Origin of the sequence: Labilibaculum manganireducens (assembly GCF_963665805.2) — a bacterium.
Taxonomy (GTDB): domain Bacteria; phylum Bacteroidota; class Bacteroidia; order Bacteroidales; family Marinifilaceae; genus Labilibaculum; species Labilibaculum manganireducens.
The window spans coordinates 4,760,482-4,781,450 of record NZ_CAXXEE010000003.1 but is presented as its reverse complement, the minus strand read 5'-3'; the positions used below and the strand labels follow the sequence as shown (position 1 = coordinate 4,781,450).

The 20,969-nt window shown below is 36.2% G+C and carries 14 protein-coding genes; 10 read left to right on the top strand and 4 right to left on the bottom strand.

Annotated elements, in window-relative coordinates; all coding sequences use genetic code 11:
* Positions 1 to 75 precede the first annotated feature (75 nt).
* A complete protein-coding gene (locus ACHZAX_RS18870; protein ID WP_320020165.1) occupies positions 76 to 4,215 on the bottom strand; it encodes a hybrid sensor histidine kinase/response regulator transcription factor in 4,140 nt (1,379 codons plus the stop codon).
* Positions 4,216 to 4,411: 196 nt separating this feature from the next.
* Between ACHZAX_RS18870 and ACHZAX_RS18865 the strand changes: the two genes are divergently transcribed.
* Together ACHZAX_RS18865 and ACHZAX_RS18860 are read left to right on the top strand one after the other, a co-directional pair.
* Entirely contained in the window at positions 4,412 to 5,527 is a 1,116-nt protein-coding gene (locus ACHZAX_RS18865) for a glycoside hydrolase family 130 protein (protein WP_320020164.1), read from the top strand.
* 573 nt (positions 5,528 to 6,100) lie between these two features.
* Positions 6,101 to 6,547, top strand: a complete 447-nt coding sequence (locus tag ACHZAX_RS18860) for a hypothetical protein (protein WP_101309713.1) — start codon at positions 6,101 to 6,103, stop codon at positions 6,545 to 6,547.
* 120 nt (positions 6,548 to 6,667) lie between these two features.
* Here the strand turns inward: ACHZAX_RS18860 and ACHZAX_RS18855 are convergent, their stop codons facing one another.
* On the bottom strand, positions 6,668 to 8,245 hold the full coding sequence (locus ACHZAX_RS18855; RefSeq protein ID WP_320020163.1) for a PorP/SprF family type IX secretion system membrane protein: 1,578 nt from the start codon (positions 8,243 to 8,245) through the stop codon (positions 6,668 to 6,670).
* 18 nt (positions 8,246 to 8,263) lie between these two features.
* A complete protein-coding gene (locus ACHZAX_RS18850; RefSeq protein ID WP_320020162.1) occupies positions 8,264 to 10,270 on the bottom strand; it encodes a gliding motility-associated C-terminal domain-containing protein in 2,007 nt (668 codons plus the stop codon).
* Positions 10,271 to 10,719: 449 nt separating this feature from the next.
* Here ACHZAX_RS18850 and ACHZAX_RS18845 point away from each other — a divergent pair, with 449 nt between their 5' ends.
* The 5 genes from ACHZAX_RS18845 to ACHZAX_RS18825 all read left to right on the top strand — a co-directional run bounded on the left by ACHZAX_RS18845 (position 10,720) and on the right by ACHZAX_RS18825 (position 16,520).
* Positions 10,720 to 11,175: a dCMP deaminase family protein gene (locus ACHZAX_RS18845; protein ID WP_320020161.1), complete on the top strand. Its 456-nt coding sequence runs from the start codon at positions 10,720 to 10,722 to the stop codon at positions 11,173 to 11,175.
* 10 nt (positions 11,176 to 11,185) lie between these two features.
* Positions 11,186 to 12,790: a S41 family peptidase gene (locus ACHZAX_RS18840; RefSeq protein WP_320020160.1), complete on the top strand. Its 1,605-nt coding sequence runs from the start codon at positions 11,186 to 11,188 to the stop codon at positions 12,788 to 12,790.
* Positions 12,791 to 12,977: 187 nt separating this feature from the next.
* Positions 12,978 to 13,850 carry a hypothetical protein gene (locus tag ACHZAX_RS18835; RefSeq protein WP_320020159.1) on the top strand — a complete coding sequence of 291 codons (873 nt, stop codon included), beginning with the start codon at positions 12,978 to 12,980 and terminating at the stop codon, positions 13,848 to 13,850.
* Between the two features lie 119 nt (positions 13,851 to 13,969).
* Positions 13,970 to 15,709, top strand: a complete 1,740-nt coding sequence (locus ACHZAX_RS18830) for a bifunctional metallophosphatase/5'-nucleotidase (protein ID WP_320020158.1) — start codon at positions 13,970 to 13,972, stop codon at positions 15,707 to 15,709.
* Positions 15,710 to 15,941: 232 nt separating this feature from the next.
* Complete coding sequence (locus ACHZAX_RS18825; protein ID WP_101309707.1) at positions 15,942 to 16,520, top strand: outer membrane beta-barrel protein; 579 nt, start codon at positions 15,942 to 15,944, stop codon at positions 16,518 to 16,520.
* 160 nt (positions 16,521 to 16,680) lie between these two features.
* Here the strand turns inward: ACHZAX_RS18825 and ACHZAX_RS18820 are convergent, their stop codons facing one another.
* Positions 16,681 to 17,472 (bottom strand): alpha/beta fold hydrolase, encoded by a 792-nt coding sequence (locus ACHZAX_RS18820; RefSeq protein ID WP_320020157.1) that lies wholly within the window; start codon positions 17,470 to 17,472, stop codon positions 16,681 to 16,683.
* Positions 17,473 to 17,920: 448 nt separating this feature from the next.
* Here ACHZAX_RS18820 and ACHZAX_RS18815 point away from each other — a divergent pair, with 448 nt between their 5' ends.
* The 3 genes from ACHZAX_RS18815 to ACHZAX_RS18805 all read left to right on the top strand — a co-directional run bounded on the left by ACHZAX_RS18815 (position 17,921) and on the right by ACHZAX_RS18805 (position 20,962).
* Complete coding sequence (locus ACHZAX_RS18815; protein WP_101309705.1) at positions 17,921 to 18,577, top strand: succinate dehydrogenase cytochrome b subunit; 657 nt, start codon at positions 17,921 to 17,923, stop codon at positions 18,575 to 18,577.
* Between the two features lie 22 nt (positions 18,578 to 18,599).
* The gene (locus tag ACHZAX_RS18810) at positions 18,600 to 20,540 is read left to right on the top strand and encodes a fumarate reductase/succinate dehydrogenase flavoprotein subunit (protein WP_101309704.1); all 1,941 of its coding nucleotides are present in this window, start codon (positions 18,600 to 18,602) and stop codon (positions 20,538 to 20,540) included.
* Between the two features lie 71 nt (positions 20,541 to 20,611).
* Entirely contained in the window at positions 20,612 to 20,962 is a 351-nt protein-coding gene (locus tag ACHZAX_RS18805; protein ID WP_320020156.1) for a four helix bundle protein, read from the top strand.
* Positions 20,963 to 20,969: the final 7 nt, after the last annotated feature.

Sequence of the window (20,969 nt, the reverse complement as noted above, 5' to 3'; positions counted from 1 at the left end):
TATTCTTTTAATGAAATGTTCTCAATATCAAATGTGATATTGGGGACATCTTTTTGGTACCATAACCAATGGTCTTCAAGAGTTTTCCTGTTTGGCTTTCCCGATGATATTTTTCTTGTAATCAGTAGGCGATTCACCATAAAGCTCTTTAAAACAACGGTAAAAATAGGTTCGGTTATTAAATCCTGTTTCATAAATAATCTCAGAGACCGTGTAAGAAGATTCCAGTAGAAGAGATGCCGCTTTCTTCAATCGAAAATTACGAATGAATCCATGAGGCGTAAATCCGGTAACCGCTTTTATTTTACGGTACAATTGGGTTTTACTCATTGCCAGTTGATCTGCCAATAGGTCGGCGTTTAATTCGGTTTTATCCAGATTGTCATCGACAAATTTCTGCAAATTGTCCACAAATTTCACATCTCGTTTGTAAAGTCCCGATACATCTTTTACCAAAACCGTTTGAACCGATTGAAAAGCATCCCGAATTTGATTTCGCATTTCGATTAATTTTCGAATTCGCACTTTAAGATGACGGGGATCAAATGGTTTTGGAATGTAACTGTCTGCACCCGATTCAATTCCTTGAATCCGATGTTCTAATTCTCCCTTTGCAGTCAATAAAATAACCGGAATATGACAGGTGTTAATGTTTTCTTTTATGGCATTGCACAATTCCAGTCCATCCATTTCCGGCATAATAATGTCACTTACAATGACCGAAACATCATTTGAATTTATTTTATCGAGTGCTTCAAGACCATTTTTTGCAAGTAAAACATTATAGTCCTGATGTAAAATGTCGTCGATTAAATTTCGAAGCTGTTCATTATCATCTACAACCAGAATATTGTATTTAGGGTTCTCTCCATCAGAAGTTTCTGTGTCTTTGTTTACAAAAGAGACAGGTTCTAATCCCATTATTTCTTCAATTGCTCTGTCTTTTATTCTACTCTCATCAATTACAATTTCATTTTGTTTTTCACTGTCTGAGTATTGATTTTTAGATATAGGGATTGAGATTGTAAAACAACTGCCGATATTGGGCTTACTCTCCAATTGAATACTTCCTTTGTGAAGTTCAATCAGACTCTTGGTTAATGACAAACCAACCCCGGCACTTTCCGAAAATCTTTTTTCTTTAGGCAAAGAGTTTGCGTTTTGAAAGAAACGGTCAAATATTTTATCCTGATATTTTGTTGGGATTCCAATTCCGTTATCAGTTATTTTTATGACTGCATTTTTTTGTTGGCGTAGTAATTCAATACTAACACTTCCTTTTTGCGGCGTATATTTTAATGCGTTAGATATCAGATTCAGCAATATCTTTTCCATGATATTATTATCGAACCAGCCAATGATATCTTGCGAGTTGTCGATCAGTTTTAATTCAATGTCCTTTTCCTGAGCATATTGAGTAAATGCCTCTGTTATTGTTCTTGTGAAATCAGTAAGGTTGTAATTTTGAACCCGTAATTCAAAATGACCAGTCTCAACTTTTCTAAAATCGATCAATTCGCGAATAAGATGCAATAAACGGGTTGAATTGTTGTAAATGGATTTTACGTATGGAGAAATTTCTTTGTCGTTGGGGTGCAGATCCATGAGTTGAGCTGCGGGCGCCATAATTAAGGTAAGGGGAGTTCTAAACTCATGAGCAATATTGGTGAAAAATTGAAATTTATAATGGTTTATTTCTTTGGTTTTTTGAATTTCCAACCTCTCAATTTCCAACTTGTTTCTCATTTTTGTTCTGCGAAGAAGTAAAAAGATGAATAGAAAAATGGCCATAAATGCAATGAAGACATATGAAATATATGCCCAGGTTGTTTTCCAGAAAGGGGGATAAATTGTGAGTTTGATTTCACGTGTGTCCGGATTCCAAATACCGTCTTCATTCGTACATTTTACTTTGAAAATATAATCTCCGGGCGGAACATTGGTGTAAGTGGCTTCACCTTCTTTTTTAATTAATGTATAATCAGTGTTAAAATTCTCCAGCTTAAAAGCATACATGCATTTTTGCTTGTTATGGAAGTTTAGGGTGGTGAATTCGAATCGGAAAAAATTTTGGTCGTAGTTTAGTTTTAACGAATCAGACATATCAATGTAGAAAGGAACAGGGTTCTTTTCTTTCTCAGGTTCGTTAAATACCGAAAAATTAGTGATGGCAAGCCTTGGGAAATATTCTATGTCTGCAACCTTATTCGGATCAAAATAAGTAAGACCGTTAACACCTCCAAAATATAATTTGCCGGTCTGTTTTCCAAAACACGATGCACCATCAGTAAATTCATTACTCTGCAGTCCGTCAGAATAAAAATAGTTCCGTATTTGTCCGTTCCTGTAATTTAGTTTTGCCAATCCATTATTTGTACTTACCCAGATATTGTGGTTTTGATCAGTCTGAATAGCGTGAATTGTATTGTTTGGCAATCCATTTTGCTCTGTGTAGTGAGTAAACTGATAAGGAAAAGTGGTTAGGTTTAATCTGTCAAGTCCTCCGCTGGTGCCTATCCACAGGTTCTCATTATTCGATTTGCACAGGCTTAAAACATCATCATTCAGTAAGGAATTAAGATCGTTTGAGTTGCTTCTGAAAGCCTCAAATTTTTCTGAAATTGTATTTAAGCGGTAAAGACCGCCACCACGGGTACCTATCCACATTATATTGGGTTCACCCTCTACTATCGAATAGATTATATTGCTGTTTAGTCCTTTTTTATTGAGAGGATCACTTTTGTAGTGGCTGTAATCTGCCAGACGGTATTTCCCATCTTTTTTGCGCACAATTGTCAAACGAAACAAACCATAACCACTGGTACCTATCCATAAATCGTTAAATGCATCCAAACAAATGGAATAAACAGATCCCAATTTAATGTCTGATGTATTTTCAAAATCATTGGGAAAATGCAAAATATTTCCGGTTTTAGATTCAAACATGTCAATTCCTTCGCCATCAACACCAATCCAAATATTTTTAAAAGAATCATTGCCTAAGGATAATACTGCATTGTTCGAAAGTCCGTTTTGGGTGTCAAAAACCTTGGTGGGCGTATTAGTTTTAGTGATTAAATTTAATCCGTTTCCTCTGGTACCTATCCATAAATTTCCATTTTCATCTTCATGCGCGGCTCTAACAATGTTGTGGTTTAAATTGCCTTCCGAAAGGTCTCCTTTTTTTATCAATTCAAAGAAATTGCCCTCCATGATGTATTCGTGTACTCCATCTCCATCGGTGCCAATCCATAAAAGATCTGGTTCGGTTTGGGTGATCGACCAGATCTTAACCTTTTTGTTTTCAGAGTTCTCTAAAAGTTTAATTTGGCGGGGTTCACACAAATTTAATTTAAATATTTCCCCTTCATCGGTACCTCCCCACAAAAATTCACCATCTAAGCTTACCGATAAAGAAGTAACAGAAAAGGGAGTGGGCTGAGGTTTGGTTTCTTGAATTGTTCCGTCTTCAAGATTAATGGATAGAAGTCCTCCATTGGTTAAGCTTACAAAAAGAAAGAGCTGTTTATGGTAGGTGTAAAACCAGTTTTTATCAGAATCGAACTTGTATTTACTGCTTAGATAAATTGTTTCTGTAATTTTCCATGTGTCTTTGTGCTCCAGTTTATAAGCATTTCCTTCTTCCGATAAACACCACAACTGTTCATTGGATGCAAATGCAAAACCAACTGTTTTTTTGGTAATGTCTTCCTGATTTGAGATTTGAATTGGTTCAGAAAATTGTCTGTTTTCATAGTCAAATTTGCAAATGCCGTAATTGTATTTACTGCACCAAATTATCGAGTCAGAATCTAAACTGGTACGGTAACTTTCTTCACGATATTCTATAAAATCAGTGTTGTTTAGGTAGGATGTAAAAATATTTTGTTCGTAATCATATGTATTGAGGCCATTTTCGGTCACGATCCATAAATTATTGAACCGGTCTTCAAGAATATTCCTAATGATGTTGTTGTTGATTGTGTTTTTGCGAAAGGCATTGGGCTTGAATACTCTTATATTGCTTCCATCGAATCGATTTAGTCCATCCCATGTCCCAAACCACATGTATCCTTTCGAATCTAAATAAGATGAAGTTACGGCACTATTGGATAGTCCTTCTGTACTTCCTATTTGATTGTGTCTCCAGTTGCTGGCTTTAAAACCAGTAAGAAATAAAAACAGTATTAATCCCCAAGTAAAAACCCTTAACATTTTTTTTAGGAAAAGTAACAAAATACGAATACGCTGACAAGGTGAAGTCATTCTAATTTTATCTGTTAGATTCGTTTTTAGTAAATTAGGGAATAAAGTATACAGATAAGGAAGTAGAGTATACTTGCCGGTGAGCTGTAAGGATTTTATTTGTAGGACAATTAATATGGCTTGAGCCATTAAAAAAGATAGACTTATGGAGATTTGCAAAAGAAAATTACACATTACTGATTGGGAGACTGAAGTTGATCTAAATAAACCTGTTGCCAGATATCCGGGGAATCCAATTATCACACGTGCCGATGTTAACTGTGTTTGGAAAGATCCTATATACCAGGTAATTACTGTTCACAATGCGGGTATTACATTCTATAACGATGAGGTGATTATGTTGTTTCGATCGCATCTTCGAAATGGAATTTCTGTGATTGGTACTGCTCGTAGCCGCAATGGAATAAGCAATTGGGCGATTGATCCTGAACCAAGTATAAAACCCTGTAATGATAAGGATGTGTTTGCTGAAGAAACAAATAAGAATAACTTGATTGAAAATGAAGCCGGAGGAGTTGAAGATCCAAGGATTTCCTGTATAGGAAACACTTATTTTATTACTTACAGCGCTTATCATGCACTGGAAAAAGATAAGGTTCGGGTTTCGTTGATTACAACTCGGGATTTTAAGTCGTTTGTAAGGCATGGTCCGTTAATGGATGTGGATATGCGGAATGTCGTAATTTTTCCTGAGAAAATTAATGGCAGGTATTATGCTCTTTTCCGGCCTAATGATCATACTGAAGATCATACCGGAGGCGTTTTTAAAGAGATTCAAATTGGTTGCAATAAAGATATTTTTAATCATAATTGGATTTTAACAAAGGAACCAATTATGAGACAGGCTGGAGGACCAAGCACATTTGGCAGTAAAATAGGACCGGGAGCAACTCCCATTAAAACAAAATATGGGTGGATTAATATTTTTCATGGGGTGAGAGGCACTATGGATGGTAATCCTTATACTTTGGGTGTCGCTCTTCATGATTTGAAAAAACCGGAGAAAGTTCAGGTATCTAATATTCCGATTCTATTTCCTGCTAAAGCAGACTGCAGAACGAAAGACGAAGAGTATGTTCATGTTCCCAATGTCTTATTTTGTTGTGGTGCTCATCGTAAGGATGATGGTACAATATTTATTTATTACGGGGGAAATGATACCGTAATGAATGTTGGAGTTACACACGAAGATGTGCTGGTTGAACTTTGCCTTAAATACCCTCAAAATCCTATGAATGGAATTCCGGCGTATCCATTTTAGATTAAAAAAAAACGGAAAGGGAGATTCCTTTTAAGAATTGCAATTTTAGTATTCTTTAACACTTGTTCCAATCTGTTAACTACATTTTGAAGTACATTTGCTTCATAGAGATTAAAGATTAGGTTTTTCATAGATTTAGGATTTTAGATAAATTGATACCCGGCCGAACACCGGGTTTCTTTTTTTTAACTACAGTTCATCTTACCAGACCAATTACTCCAATTAATTTAAGCTTCTTTAACTTCTTTTTCAGGCAATTAACATTTTAATGATTTACCTTTAAAAGAGAATAAAACTAGTAAGTGGTTTTTTTCATAGATTAAAGATTTAGGTTAGTAATTAGTGGTTAGTGAAAAAGCCTGGTGTGATGCCCGGGCTTTTTTCATTTTATAATATTCGTTTTTCAGCCGGTTATTTTTGATGTACTTGTTTAATTTATTTGCATTTGGAGAACATAGTGAATAACTATTTAACTTTTATTAATCAAACATGGTGGAATTAGTGAACATATTTCGTAGATTTGATATCATAACTTAATTGAATACTATCAATTTTAATCTGAAAAATTAGACCATGAAAAAATCTATTTTAATACTTTTTGTATTTGTCGGGTTCGCTCTTAGCGCACAAAATACCAAAGTTGAAGTGCTGAAAGAGTTTCTAAAAGGAACTATTCAATTGGATGAAGGCAATATTGATTTAGAACAACCAATCTTTACCATTAACGAGTTGGCAGCCAGTAAAGCTGATAAAGTAGCGGATTTAACAAAGGAAAATGTTACTGAAGTTTTAGCTGAAGCAAAAAACTATTCTACATGCATTATCACTGTAGGAGTGCACACAATTGTTAAGGTTACCGATTTTGAAGATTGCAGTCCTAGTGGCGCATGGGGTGCATGCATGCCAATGGGGAAAGGCTATATTCAAAAGGCGGGTGTTTTATCTGAAGTAAATGATTACCTTAAAAATATCATTGGACGACCAGGTTCTCAGGAGAGAAAAGTGTTTCTGTTTAAATAAAAATTTGCAATAGAATAAATAAAGAAAGTCCTGCTGATACAAATCGGCAGGACTTTCTTTAATTGACCCGTTAATAAGTCTTGTTTTTTTAATTTTTGTATCGAAGGCAAATTTATATTCTTACTGGTAATTGTATATTTCAAAGGAAACTCTTCGGTTGTTAGCGCGGCTTTTGTTGTCTGTATTTGCCACAACAGGTAAGCTTTCTCCGTGAGGTACAACAATTATTTGATTATCGGGAATACCGTTTAGAACCAAATAATTTTTTACAGTTAACAAACGTTTGTAAGCCAATTCTATGTTAGAGCTGTCAGAACCTATGTCATCTGTATGTCCGTGCATTTTAAGCGTGTAGTTCTGGTTCTTTTTCAGGATTTTTATTAAGGTTGCCAACTTATTTCTGGAATATTCGGTAAGGGTATAGTTTCCAAACGAGAAATAGATGTTTTCAAGATGATCTTCCATATCTATTTTTTCTTCTTTCTGTTCCGGGCATCCTTTGTTTTCGAAACTTCCTGCTATTTCCGGACAAAGATCCTCACTGTCAACGATTCCATCTCCATCAGAATCTACCGGACAACCGGTTTCGTCAACAATGTAATAGGAAGGAGTATTAGGACATTGATCAATATCGTCGGCCACGCCATCTCTGTCCTGGTCAGACTGTTTATCTCTTTTTTCCATTTCCTCCAAAGCCTTTCTTAAATAATCTATTTTTTTGTATTTCTCGGCCAATAGGGTTTTAAGGATACTGCTGTCGTTGTCCAAAATTCTGTCTGGTTTTTTATCGGAAGATAGTGGGAGACTAAAGCCAAGAAGGAATTCATGATTGTTGGATGCGTATCGTCCGGTTTTTTTGATACCAAGATCATAAGAATATCCAATCGTAAAGTTTTTAAGAATCTTAACACCTAAATTTAGTCCCAGTGAGAAATCATCACGATAATTAACTGCAAACCATCCTTTGTCTTTTAAATCAGCAATAACATTCACATCGTATTGAAAAGGAGAGCTATCGGCATATCTAAGAAGCAGGAACGGAGAAATGCTAAGGTTTTTAACCATATTGATTGGAAACCTGTAGCCACCGGTTACCAGCAATTGTCGGTTTAATTGGTAGGAACTTTGTTTACCGTCACTCGATTCGGATATTGAGTTGTTGAGTAGTTGAGGTACTGTGATGCCCAGTAATAGATTATTATAAGAGTAATAAACACCTAAGTTGGCCATAAACTCAGTGTTTTTGATGTTGTTGTTAAGTAAGTATGGATCGCTTGAGTCTGCTATAATTCCTGACATATCCATTCTGAAATCTGAAATTCCGGCAGAAATGCCGAATCGAAGGTTGTGCTTGTCGGCGAATTTTAAACGGTACGAATAGCTAAGTAATGCTTGTGTGTTACTAAAAATACCTACATCATCGTTCGTCAGGTTTAATCCAACACCATATTTCCCATCATTTAATGCAGCATCTGCTGTGAAAGCATGGGTAACCTGGCCACCATCAAAACCCATGAATTTTTGATTGCGGATAAGGTATGAATTGAATAATCCATTTGCTCCTGAAGCTGCCGGGTTGTATACAACCGGATTAATGTAATACTGATCAAGTAATGGGACCTGTTGTGCTTTTGCAGAAAAATCAGCAAAAGCTATTAGTATTAAAATGATTGTTGTAAGCCTTACTTGGATTCTCATAATATGCGTATATTCAGCTTAATTCTTGCCAAGAATGGATATCGTTCCCCTGATTGGGTTTATTTTTTCTGAGTTAAAATCGATCAGATAGTAGTAAGCACCATTAGGCAGAATCGATCCGTTATAACTTCCTTTCCAATTATTTTGATAAGATTTGGCATGATAAATTTCCTGTCCGTAGATATTGAAAATGGATACCTCAGGAGCATTTAAATCCGATTCGTATTGAATCAGCCATTTGTCATTTATTCCGTCACCATTTGGAGTGAGAGCATTGCCGACAACAACCTTTTTACCATCCTCTAAATGTATTTCGGTTAGCTGACCAGCATCTGAAGATCGGCAATAATTTGCATCAACAACAAGTATTTGATAGGTTCCTATGGCTAAATTATCTAACTCCAGTACATTCTCGTCGGTCGAGTAGGTATCGCCCGGATCGATAATAAATTTGTAAGGAGGCATTCCGTCAGTAGTACTAATTGTGAGCTGTCCATCATTCTTAAATTGAACATCTTTGCTAAGAATCTGCAGTTTTGGATTTTTATGAACCACAATTTCGGGTTTGGAGCCAATAAACTCATCTACACAATTGCCAATTGTTATTTTGTAGCTGGATTGTTCGCTTGGCAGAATTTCTTCGAAAACAATTGCTTCTCCCGAACCGGTTATGCTGCCAATCTCCTCATTTCCATCGTGCAAAATATATTCTATTCCATCAATTGACGTGGGCAGCTCAACATCTACAAGTTCACCCAGACAAATTTCCGAAGGAGTTACGAAACTTTCCAGCGAGAGAGGGGTAATATCAAAAAGGTCAATTTGTTTACTGCTGCTTAAAATCTTTTTATCTGTACAAACAGATTCATAGGCGTAAACCTGATATTTGGTCGGTTTTAATGGCTTTAATGAAGGAAAGGTGATTGTATTTCCATTGCCTATAATGTTTGCTTCCAGAAAATTACTTCCATCGTGAATTTGGTAATAAATGCTTTCTTCACTATTCTTAATAGATAAAACGACCTCTTCGCCGACGCAAATTTTTTCGCGACTGGCTATAAGCTCCCGATCGGTTTGAGGTGGATTGTGAACGTCAACGTCAACAGTATATCTAATATTTACCGGGTTTATGCATTTGTTTCCCAGTGCTTCAATTCGATAGGTAGTTGAAGAAGAGGGGATAGTTGGTTCAAAGTTTATATCCTCACTATTTCCAGTTAAAGGTGATCCAATTGGAGTATCTCCGGCAAAAAGCTGATAACTAACAGCCGGGTCGGTTGGTGTCAAAGAAATAATTACTTCCTCGTCTTTGCAAATGGTATGTTTGTCAATAGTCGGGTGTAAATGATCCTCCGGAGGAAGGCCAACTAAAACTTTAGCTGTTTGTTGAAGTGTTGAGGTAGAAGCGCAGGTGTTGTTCGTTGCAACGATATGATAAATTACAGATCGAAAAGGAGAGAATTCAGGGAAAGAAATGCTTGAATTGTTACCTTGAATTGGACTTTGCTGCATGTATGTGCCATCATATAACTGGTAGCTAACTCCTAATTGACTGCTGTTTAGTGAAATGATTGTTTTTTCCCCAATGCAGATTTGATCTTCGGATATGCTTACGGCGATATTGTCAACTGGCTTGCTGATAACTTCGATGCTTACAGTTTGAGACAGGCTAATACTTTCTGATGTTATTGCATTAATTGCAGCAATATGGTATAAGGTTGAGCAATTAGGAGTTATGGTAAAGTGGATTGTTGAACCATTTCCTGCCTGCGGACTGCCAATATTTGTATCTTCAGATTTGAGTTGGTAGTTTACACCAATCTCACTTTGTGTGATATGGATTTGAGTAAGTTCTCCTTCACAGATTATTTCCTTATCAATAGTAACTGTAAGTGAATTATCCGGAATTGAAGTTAAAAGATTAAGCTTGTTATGATGTAATGAATATCCTTCTTTTACAAAGCTTGCTGATAGTAAATAAATAATAAGTAAGATATATCGCAGTTGTTTGTAAATCCGGCTCATTAATTTATTTTTGATTACAGTATTCTTAAAATGTATTTGTTGTTTTATTTATATCTGTAAAAGGGGCATGTAAAATATGTTCTTTTAAGAAATATTAACAATTTAAGATTGGTGTTTTTGATATTTTAAGAAATTTGGAGCAAATCATTGGTTTCCGGTTTGTATATTTATGTGGCTGTAAATCTTAGGAAATCCCCTCGTTTAATTTATGTTTGCAAATTCTTCCTGAATTAAGTGTTTGTTGTATTGTCATGATTGCCAATTGTTTGTACTGGGTTAATTTCGCCTCTGCTTTATTTTGACTAACAATGTAAAAACAATGACAAATAAGCATTTATTTAATGGCAAGGAAGTGGGTTCAAAATTATTTGAATCTATATGCAGTGGAAGAAGTTCTCCCAATATATTTTTATACATTTGTTTGAACCATTTTAAATAAGAGAGTATATATGCAAAATGCTAAACAGTTGGATTTTGACCAAAAACAAGATAAATTAGACAGAAGATATGTGAGAATGGCTTTGATTTGGGCTGAAAATTCATATTGTGTAAGAAGACAGGTTGGAGCATTAATTGTGAAGGATCAAATGATTATATCGGATGGATACAATGGAACGCCTTCCGGTTTTGAGAATGTTTGTGAGGATGAAAACTTTCAGACTAAGCCATACGTTTTGCACGCAGAGGCAAATGCAATAACCAAAGTTGCAAAATCAAGTAACAGCAGTGAAAATGCAACGCTTTATGTAACTGCTACACCATGTATTGAGTGTGCAAAATTAATAATTCAGGCTGGGATTGTTCGGGTTGTTTATTCGGAAGAATATCATAGCACGGATGGAAAAGACTTGTTGGAAAGAGCAGGGATTGAAGTGAAATATGTAAATGTAAAAGAACCGATTTAAAATATTTTTCATGGGAATTAATAACAAGAGAAGCACAATATTATTTCCAATACTTTTGGCTTTTGCTGTGGTATTGGGTATGGTGTTGAATTCCGTTTTTCAAAAAGGAGCAGGTGTTGAGCCAGGCATTTTTAATTTACCTGGTTCAGGTAGTAAGTTGGATGTTGTATTGGATATGATTGAGAAAGATTATGTGGATACTGTGTCATCGGGGGAGCTGGTTGAAAAGGCTATTCCTGCTATATTGAAAGATTTGGATCCTCATACTGTATATATTCCGGCTAAAGACCTGCAGCGTGTAAACGAAGATTTGAAAGGTAATTTTGGCGGAATTGGAGTTCAGTTCATACGCTATCAGGATACTGTTGCTATTGTACGGGTTATTCCTGGTGGTCCGTCGGAAATTGCAGGAATAAAAGCTGGTGACAGAATTGTTATGGTTGATGATTCGCTTGTTGCCGGCGTTAAAATGTCGGATAATGATATTATTGATCGTTTGAAAGGACCGAAAGGAACTCCTGTTAAAATTGGAATTTATCGAAGAGGTGAGAAAACGATCATTGATAAAGAATTATTGAGAGGATCAATACCTGTAGCCAGTGTTGATGTTGCTTATATGCTTTCGGACTCCATCGGATATATTAAAGTCAGTCGATTTGCAGCCACTACTTATTTTGAGTTCTCCGAAGGATTGCAAAAATTGGCAGCTCAAGGAATGAAAAAGCTGATTGTTGATTTGCGGGGGAATACAGGCGGGTATCTTTCCGAAGCAACAAACATGATCAATGAGTTTTTGACTGAAGGTAAAATGATAGTATACACGCAGGGCAAATCTCAGCCTAAAGCGGATTACTTGTCAAACGGAACCGGGCAGTTTCAGGATCTTCCTCTTATGGTTTTAATTGATGAAGCTTCTGCATCGGCGAGTGAAATTTTTGCGGGAGCCATTCAGGATAACGATAGAGGAAGGATTGTTGGGCGCAGGTCATTTGGTAAAGGATTGGTGCAGGAACAGAGAAGTCTTCCTGACGGATCAGCACTAAGATTAACAGTTGCCAGATATTATACCCCAACAGGCAGATGCATTCAGAAATCATACAAGAATGGTAAGGAAGATTATTATAATGATTTGAATCACCGCTTTTTGCATGGAGAATTTGAGAAACAAGATTCAATTCATTTTGATGATTCATTAAAGTTTGAAACCCCGGGAGGAAATATTGTTTATGGTGGCGGAGGTATTATGCCTGATGTATTTATTCCTGTTGACACTTCCGGTTATTCAAATTACTTTAGAGAACTAAGAAGTAAAGGGATAATCTATCAGTATGCATTTTCTTTTGTTGATGATCATCGGGCTGAAATGCTTGAATTGAAAGATTATAAGTCTGTGCTTGCATTTATTAAACATCAGCCTGTGGTTAAAGAATTGGTTGCTTACGCTAAAAATAAAGGAGTAAAACCAGACCCTCACGGATTGGCTCAATCGTTAAATGTAATTGAGATTCAGTTGAAGGCCTATATTGCAAGAGATGTAATTGACGACGAAGGTTTTTACCCAATTATTAAAGATCTTGATAAAACCTTACTCGAAGCTGAAGTTTTGTTTAAGTAGTTTTTCAAAAAATATATTTCATAGGAAGGCTCGCATTTTGCGGGTCTTTTTTATTTCTGATAGGGTGATTTAAACCTTTTTAAAAAGATTAGGTCTAAAATCTGAAATCGATTTTACAATGGTGCAGTAGTGAGAATATTAAGTTCTTAATATAAATCAATTTGATAATACCATAAAACGAAATAGCATGAAAAATATAAAGAAAAACATCGCAGTAATTGGAGTTGCAGGTTTATTGATGTGTGCAGGTTTAAATCTGAATGCGCAAAGAAATATGCGTTTGAATAAGGATTGTCCCAAAGGGATTGAGTATAGTGATCAGCAAAAAGAACAAATAAAAAAGGCTAAAATAAAGTTTGCCAAGGCAACAAAAGATTTGAAAAATGAATTGAATGAACTTCGCGCTCGGCAAAACACATTGATGTCGGCGGATAAACCAAATTTAAAAGCTATTTACGCCAATATTGACAAAGCATCTGATTTAAAAAACCGCTTGAAAAAGGAACAGTTTGCTATGAGAATGGATATAAAATCTGTGATTACTGAGGAGCAAAAAGAAATGAGGTCGAATTGTGTGATGGGAAATCAGAGAATGAAACGGGGCGGAAAAGACATGATGCAAAACGGAGAAGGTAAAATGCAGAGAGAGGGTGTTCGCGATAGGCGAGTTGTGGCAGGAGGCCGAGGTTTTGAGCATCAGGGAATGCAAAAGGACAGACAAGATAAAAACCGGCTGAATCTTTCGGACGAGCAGAAGGAGCAGATGAAAGATCTTCGTATTGCTCATTTTAATGCATCAAAAGAGTTAAGAGATCAGGTGGAAATGTTGCAGTTAAGACAAAAACAAATCATGACTTCAGAAAATATTGACGAGAAAATGATCATTGAAAATATGGATCGCTTATCGGAAATTCAAAATAAATTGGCAAAGATGAAAGTGGACCACAATATGGAGGTTCGTAAGCTTTTAGCTGAAGATCAACTGACTCTGTTTTTAAGTCATTCGGGAAAGGGACAGGATTTTGGGAATGGAAACAGACATAGACGCTTTAATAATTAGATTTTATAGATTTTTGATTGAGGGATCCAGGTAATTTGGCTCCCTTTTTTTATGAAATAGATTTTTATGTAATTCCGTATTCATTTTTGTAGTATCTTATCAGCCCAAAAAAAATAAAAATGAAAAGATTCTATATTTATTTCCTGTTTTTTACAGCTTTTGTTCTTTCTTCTTGTAATGGCCATAAGGCAGAACATGTTAAGGTGAAAGTGTTTGGAACAAGTGATGTTCACGGAGCACTTTTTCCATACGATTTAGTTGGCGATAAAGAGACAACTTCTTCTCTTGCGCAGGTATACTCCTATGTTGATCAGGAGCGAAAGAAAGAAGGGGCTGAGGTTATTTTACTTGATAACGGCGATATTCTTCAAGGTGACCCTTTGGTTTACTATTCTAATTTTGAAAAGACTGAAACCAAACATATTTGTGCTGAAGTAATGAACTTTATGCAGTATGATGCGGCGACGGTTGGAAATCATGATATTGAACCAGGTCATGATGTTTACGATAAATTGGTGAAAGAATTTCAATTTCCATGGCTGGCTGCCAATGCAGTTCGTAACTCAGACGGCAAGCCTTACTTTCAGCCTTATTCTATAATTGAGAAGAAGGGTGTTAAGATTGTTGTTCTGGGGTTGATAACTCCGGCAATTCCGAAATGGTTACCGGAAAAAATTTGGTCGGGAATGCATTTTGAGCCAATGATTGAGTCGGCGCAGAAATGGATGAAAATTATTCAGGAGAAAGAGAATCCTGATTTTGTAATCGGTTTGTTTCATTCAGGAGCTGGAGTAGAACATGATAAAACAGAGATAAATCCTGAAAATGCATCTGTTCTTGTGGCAGAGAAAGTTTCGGGTATCGATATGGTTATTTGCGGACACGATCATCAGGAGAATATTATTTGGGTGGAAAATCCTGACAAGGAGAAGGTTTTGGTGATAAATCCGCAAAGCAGAGCTCATTTTTTGGCTGAAGTTGATGTAGATTTCAGCTGGAATCAGGAAACAAAAAAGTATCAAAAAATTCTGAATCCAAAATTAATTGAGGTTCGGGATTTACCGGCGTCGAAAGAATATATTGATCGTTTTCAGCCTTTATTTGATGAGGTGAGTAAATATGTTTCGCGCCCGGTTGGCACTTTTAAACATAGCATTTCTACAAAAGATGCTATGTTTGGTGATTCCCCTTTTATTGATTTGGTGCAGAACATTCAATTGGATTTGGCTGATGCCGATATCTCTTTCGCATCACCACTCTCTTTTAATGCGATTATTGATTCAGGAGAACTTCAGGTGCGCGATTTATTTAATTTATATCGGTTTGAAAATTTGTTGTACACCATAAATCTTACAGGAAAAGAAATTCATGGATTTCTGGAATTCAGTTATAAAGATTGGTTTCATCAGATGGAAAAAGCAAGTGATCCTATGTTATTTATTAAAACCACTGAGAAGGGCAGCAAGCTTAGTACGATGTTTTTTAATTACAGCTCGGCTGAAGGAATCGATTATGTCGTAGATCTTAGAAAACCATATGGAGAAAGAGTAAAAATTTTGAAGATGAGCAATGGCGATCCTTTCGATGAGGCAAAAATGTATCGGGTAGCCTTAAATTCCTATCGGGGAAATGGCGGTGGCAATCACTTAACCGAAGGTGCCGGGCTCACAAAAGAGGAATTGACGACTCGTTTGATCAACTCTACCACCAAAGATCTACGTTATTATCTTATGAAATGGATTGAAGAAAAGGGGACTGTTGATATTCAGTGTAATAATAACTGGAAAGTAATTCCTGAAGAGTGGCATGCCGAAGCGACCAAAAGGGAATATGAATTGCTTTATGGTTTAAAAGACTAACCAAATATTATTTGTTAATTAACTGGTGTTATTATTGAAATATAACGCCAGTTTTTTTATGCGCTGACATAAGGTTTTGTGTTGTTAATCAAAAGCAGGAATTTAATATTTAATGCAATCTTCTGTTTTACATGCATTTATATTCTTAAGTTAAGAATGTGTTGTTTTTCATCTTGTTATTATAATAGTTTATGTATTTATTTGAGCTTAATTTTAATTAAACTATTGTAATATGAGAAAAATTTTAACTCTAATTGTTGCCTGCGTTGTGTTTGCAGGAGTTGCGTCAGCTCAGTCTGATTCTTTTAAATCATTTCGTGTTGATGCTGGTTTATTGTATGCCATTCCAGGTGGAGATGCTTTAGATGCTGGTGTTGGATATTATTTGAATCCTAAGTATCAAATTACTGATAACATATTATTAGGAGCCAAAGTTGAAGGTGCTGTTATGGGATCAGCTGATGAAGATGCATTTGATGTTTCTGCAGTAGTGTCATATGCAGCAACTTTCGATTACTATTTTAATACAAATTCTTTCCGTCCGTTTGTTGGTATGGATGCAGGTATTTATTCATTGGGTTCAATCGAATTTGATTCTAATCAAAATTTTGCTGGTGGAAGTACCTTAGAGATTAATGAAGATCATGATTTAGGATCTAAATTTGGTATTGCTCCAAAAGTAGGTTTTTCTTACGGTCATTTCGATATGGCTCTTCAGTACAACTTGATTTTCGGTCAAGAAAAAGGATATGATGAGTATAACTATATGTCTGTTAAAGTTGGTTTCCATTTTGGTGGTGGAAAAAAATAAGACTGTATTGTTAGATACAAAAATGGGAAGGATGCTGTTTACAGCATCCTTTTTTATTTGTAAAATATTTTGCAGGAAATTTTATGCGCTGGTTTACAGGGTTTTTATATCTAAAATATTTTTTACTTCGTGCTCTTTGTTGTTAAATTTATTTTATCCTTTAGCACTCATAAATAATCCGAAAAACCTCCCGCAGGCATTCCTGCCGTTGCTCAATAAAGCCCATATGTCCTGAAGTTTGCAATACAAAAGGCGTCAGGCCGTTTTCTCTGGCAATTTCACCAGCCACTTTCATAGGAATAAAATTATCCTCTTTGCCCATCATGCTCACTTTTGGCATATCTAAGCTTTTCAGAACATGATTACGGTCTGGTCGGTTCATCATAGCTTCCAAGGCGGCAATAATACCATGATCGGGAGTTTTGCAGGCAATTTGTGTAACACGCTCTATTTCATGAGCAAATTTATCCAAATTCTTATTTGAGAACGTATTTGGGATGCTGGTTTTACAAATTTGCTCCTTTTTACCTTGAATTACCAATTCAATTTCCCGTTTTCTATTTTTCTTTTTCTCTTCGGTATCAGCATTTGGCGAGGAATGGAATAAGCAGAAACTTTCGAGCTTCTCTTTGTATTTATCAGCGAAAGCCAGAGCTACATAACCACCCATTGAGTGACCAATGATATTGATTTTTTTGAGTTGAAGATGTTGTGCCAGTTCATTCACAGCTTCAGCCATATCTTCCACGCTGCACGATTTTATCTTTAAATCAGATAATCCATGTCCGGGTAAATCAACTGTAATTACCCGTGCTAATCTGGACAGATCATTGGCAAAACTTTCGAATGTTTCCAGTGATTCCAAATATCCATGCAGTAACAGTACTGTGTTCCCTTTTCCTTTGTCGCGGTATCGTAAGTTGTAGTTTTTAAGTTGTAAAAATTGATCCATGTTATAACTCTGTACTTATTAGATATATTAGTTATTCGATTATTAAAGTGTGTTTTGCAGATGAGACAATTTTAGTCTTTTTATTTTCAATGATACTGTAAATCAGGTGTTTTTTATGAACTAAAATTTAAGCATCTGAACAAATCCTGGATTCTAAATTAAAACAATATCTCAAAACCTTGTTCTATAACATACAAATATTTGATAACTTGCGGACTTTAGCGGAAAATAATTAATGAATTAATTCTGTAATTGGTTTTAAATTAGAATTATATATAGATTCAAATCTTGAAATTTATAATGAACCTAAGAAATCAATTTGTTGTAGAATCAGTCTAAATAATTTATACATGTTCCTAAATATCGTTTCATCAATCAGGAGCATTTACATTTGCAAATTAATATAGTAAAGCTTACAAAGAAACAGTCTAATTAAATCTTTAAACTTATGAGCAGTTTTTTAAGTTCATCTATTGGGAAGAAGTTGGTAATGAGTTTATCAGGTCTTTTTCTTGTGCTATTTATTTTAGTACACCTGATATTGAACTCCTTTTTAATGTTTGACAGCACAGGAGAGTTGTTTAATGCCGGAGCACATTTTATGTCTTTGCCGGTGATTCGTTTTGGTTTACAGCCGGTATTGTTTGGTGGTTTCATTATCCATATTATTTATGCGATGATATTAACCATCCAAAACATGAAAGCTCGTCCACAGAAGTATGCTTCTCAAAATTTGGGAGAAAGCAGTACCTGGTCTTCACGAAACATGTTTGTTTTGGGTGGTCTTGTTTTGGTTTTCATCGCAATGCACTTAATGCATTTCTTTATTCCTATTCAGATCGAAGGGAATGTTCACGATGATTATCAGTTGGTGAAAAATCTATTTACAAATGGCTCGCTGGGAATGGTTTATACCGGACTTTATGTTGTAGGTGCTATTTTGTTGGGAATGCATCTGGCTCACGGATTTTGGTCAGCTTTTCAGTCGGTTGGTTTAAGCAATAAGCTTTGGAGATCAAGATTGGAAAAAGTGGGTTATATCTATGCAATTTTTGTTGCAGCCGGATTCACAATCATTCCTTTGTATTTACACTTTTTTGCTTAATTGCTAATAATAAAAAACGGTTATGACAGTATTAAACTCAAAAATTCCAGCCGGACCATTAGCTGAAAAGTGGTCAAGCCACAAAGCTGCCATCAAGGTGGTTAGTCCTGCGAATAAGAGAAAATTAGATATTATCGTTGTAGGAACTGGTTTAGCCGGTGGATCTGCTGCCGCTTCTATGGCAGAGATGGGATACAATGTAAAAGCATTTTGCTATCAGGATTCAGGTCGTAGAGCTCACTCTATTGCTGCTCAGGGTGGTATTAACGCTGCAAAGAATTATCAGAACGATAACGATTCAGTTCATCGTTTATTTTACGATACAATTAAAGGTGGAGACTACCGTGCACGTGAGGCAAACGTTCATCGTTTGGCTGAGGTAAGTGGTGATATCATCGATCAGTGTGTTGCTCAAGGGGTACCTTTTGCACGCGAATATGGCGGAACATTATCTAACCGTTCATTTGGTGGTGTATTGGTAAGCCGTACTTTCTATGCCCGTGGTCAAACCGGACAGCAGTTGTTGCTGGGTTGTTACGCTTCTATGAATCGTATGATCGGACAAGGAAAAATTGAAATGCACGAACGTAATGAGCTGTTGGATATCGTAATTATCGAAGGAAAAGCCCGTGGTATTATTACCCGTAACTTGGTTACCGGTGAAATCGAACGTCATGGTGCTCATGCTGTAGTAATTGCAACAGGTGGATACGGTAATGTATTCTTCTTGTCGACAAATGCTATGGGATGTAACGGTGGTGCTGCATGGCAGGCTTACAAAAATGGTGCTTGCTTCGCGAATCCTTGTTATGTGCAGATTCACCCAACCTGTATTCCAATTCACGGCGAACAGCAATCAAAACTGACATTGATGTCGGAATCTTTGCGTAATGATGGTCGTGTTTGGACTCCTAAGAAAAAGGAAGATGCAGTTAAGTTGCAAAAAGGTCAGATTACAGCTAACGATATTGCTGAAGAAGATCGTGATTTCTACTTGGAAAGAAGATATCCATCATATGGTAACCTGGTTCCCCGTGATGTTGCATCGCGTGCAGCAAAAGAAAGATGTGATGAAGGTTTCGGTGTAAACGAAACAGGTAAAGCGGTTTACCTTGATTTTAAATATTCTATCGAAAGATTAGGTAAGGATGTTATTGAAGCTCGTTATGGTAACTTGTTTCAGATGTATGAGAAGATTACTGATCAGAATCCTTACGAATTACCAATGCAGATTTACCCTGCTATTCACTACACTATGGGTGGTGTTTGGGTTGATTACAACTTGATGACTAACATCCCGGGTCTTTACGCAATTGGTGAGGCTAACTTCTCTGATCACGGAGCCAACCGTTTGGGAGCTTCTGCTTTGATGCAAGGTTTGGCTGACGGATATTTCGTATTGCCATACACTATTGGAGATTACCTAGCTGATGAGATTCAGGTTCCACGTATCGATGTAAATCATCAGGAGTTTGTTAAGAAAGAAAAGGCGGTTACCGATCGTATGACTCGTTTGTACAATATCAAAGGAAGCAAGTCTGTAGATTCTTTCCACAAGCGTTTGGGGAACATCATGTGGGAGTATGTTGGAATGGCTCGTAACGAAGATGGTCTGAAATTAGCGATTAAGGAAATTCAGAAGCTTCGTGAAGACTTCTACAAAGATTTACGTATTACAGGCGATTACAATGCAATGAACATTGAATTGGAAAAAGCCGGTCGTGTAGAAGATTTTATCGATTTAGGTGAATTGATGGCCCGCGATGCTCTGGATCGTAAAGAATCTTGTGGAGGTCACTATCGTGAGGAATCAACTACTGAAGATGGTGAAGCTAAACGTAATGATGAGAACTTTGCATATGTTTCGGCATGGGAATTCCAAGGCGAAGGTAAAGATCCAATCTTGCATAAGGAAGAGCTCGTTTTTGAAAACGTTAAGTTGACTCAAAGGTCATATAAGTAATCAGCAGATAGTAACTTGTAGATAGTAATTAGTAACTAGTACATAGTCTAATAAATATAAACTGAATAAAAATGAATCGTTTTAAAGATTTAATTGTTTGGCAAAAAAGTAGAACTTTGGTAAAAGAAGTCTACATTTTAACAAATGAATTACCTTCTGATGAACGATTTGGAATGGTGTCACAAATAAGAAGATGTGCTGTTTCTATTCCCTCCAACATTGCCGAAGGCTGTGGGAGAAATACAAATGCAGACTTTGCACGTTTTCTGGATATTTCGAACGGAAGTTCTTATGAACTGGAAAGCTTGTTGATACTATCTATCGATTTAAATTATATTCAAAGAGGGCAGTTTGATGCGGTTAATCTATTAATTCAAGAGATTCAAAAAATGATTTTCAAATTAAAAGAAAGTCTTAAATAAGCTGTTC

Coding starts and splice junctions, on each gene's coding strand:
- ACHZAX_RS18870 (WP_320020165.1), bottom strand. CDS start 4,215: ATGTTAAGGGTTTTTACTTGGGGATTAATACTGTTTTTATTTCTTACT.
- ACHZAX_RS18865 (WP_320020164.1), top strand. CDS start 4,412: ATGGAGATTTGCAAAAGAAAATTACACATTACTGATTGGGAGACTGAA.
- ACHZAX_RS18860 (WP_101309713.1), top strand. CDS start 6,101: ATGAAAAAATCTATTTTAATACTTTTTGTATTTGTCGGGTTCGCTCTT.
- ACHZAX_RS18855 (WP_320020163.1), bottom strand. CDS start 8,245: ATGAGAATCCAAGTAAGGCTTACAACAATCATTTTAATACTAATAGCT.
- ACHZAX_RS18850 (WP_320020162.1), bottom strand. CDS start 10,270: ATGAGCCGGATTTACAAACAACTGCGATATATCTTACTTATTATTTAT.
- ACHZAX_RS18845 (WP_320020161.1), top strand. CDS start 10,720: ATGCAAAATGCTAAACAGTTGGATTTTGACCAAAAACAAGATAAATTA.
- ACHZAX_RS18840 (WP_320020160.1), top strand. CDS start 11,186: ATGGGAATTAATAACAAGAGAAGCACAATATTATTTCCAATACTTTTG.
- ACHZAX_RS18835 (WP_320020159.1), top strand. CDS start 12,978: ATGAAAAATATAAAGAAAAACATCGCAGTAATTGGAGTTGCAGGTTTA.
- ACHZAX_RS18830 (WP_320020158.1), top strand. CDS start 13,970: ATGAAAAGATTCTATATTTATTTCCTGTTTTTTACAGCTTTTGTTCTT.
- ACHZAX_RS18825 (WP_101309707.1), top strand. CDS start 15,942: ATGAGAAAAATTTTAACTCTAATTGTTGCCTGCGTTGTGTTTGCAGGA.
- ACHZAX_RS18820 (WP_320020157.1), bottom strand. CDS start 17,472: ATGGATCAATTTTTACAACTTAAAAACTACAACTTACGATACCGCGAC.
- ACHZAX_RS18815 (WP_101309705.1), top strand. CDS start 17,921: ATGAGCAGTTTTTTAAGTTCATCTATTGGGAAGAAGTTGGTAATGAGT.
- ACHZAX_RS18810 (WP_101309704.1), top strand. CDS start 18,600: ATGACAGTATTAAACTCAAAAATTCCAGCCGGACCATTAGCTGAAAAG.
- ACHZAX_RS18805 (WP_320020156.1), top strand. CDS start 20,612: ATGAATCGTTTTAAAGATTTAATTGTTTGGCAAAAAAGTAGAACTTTG.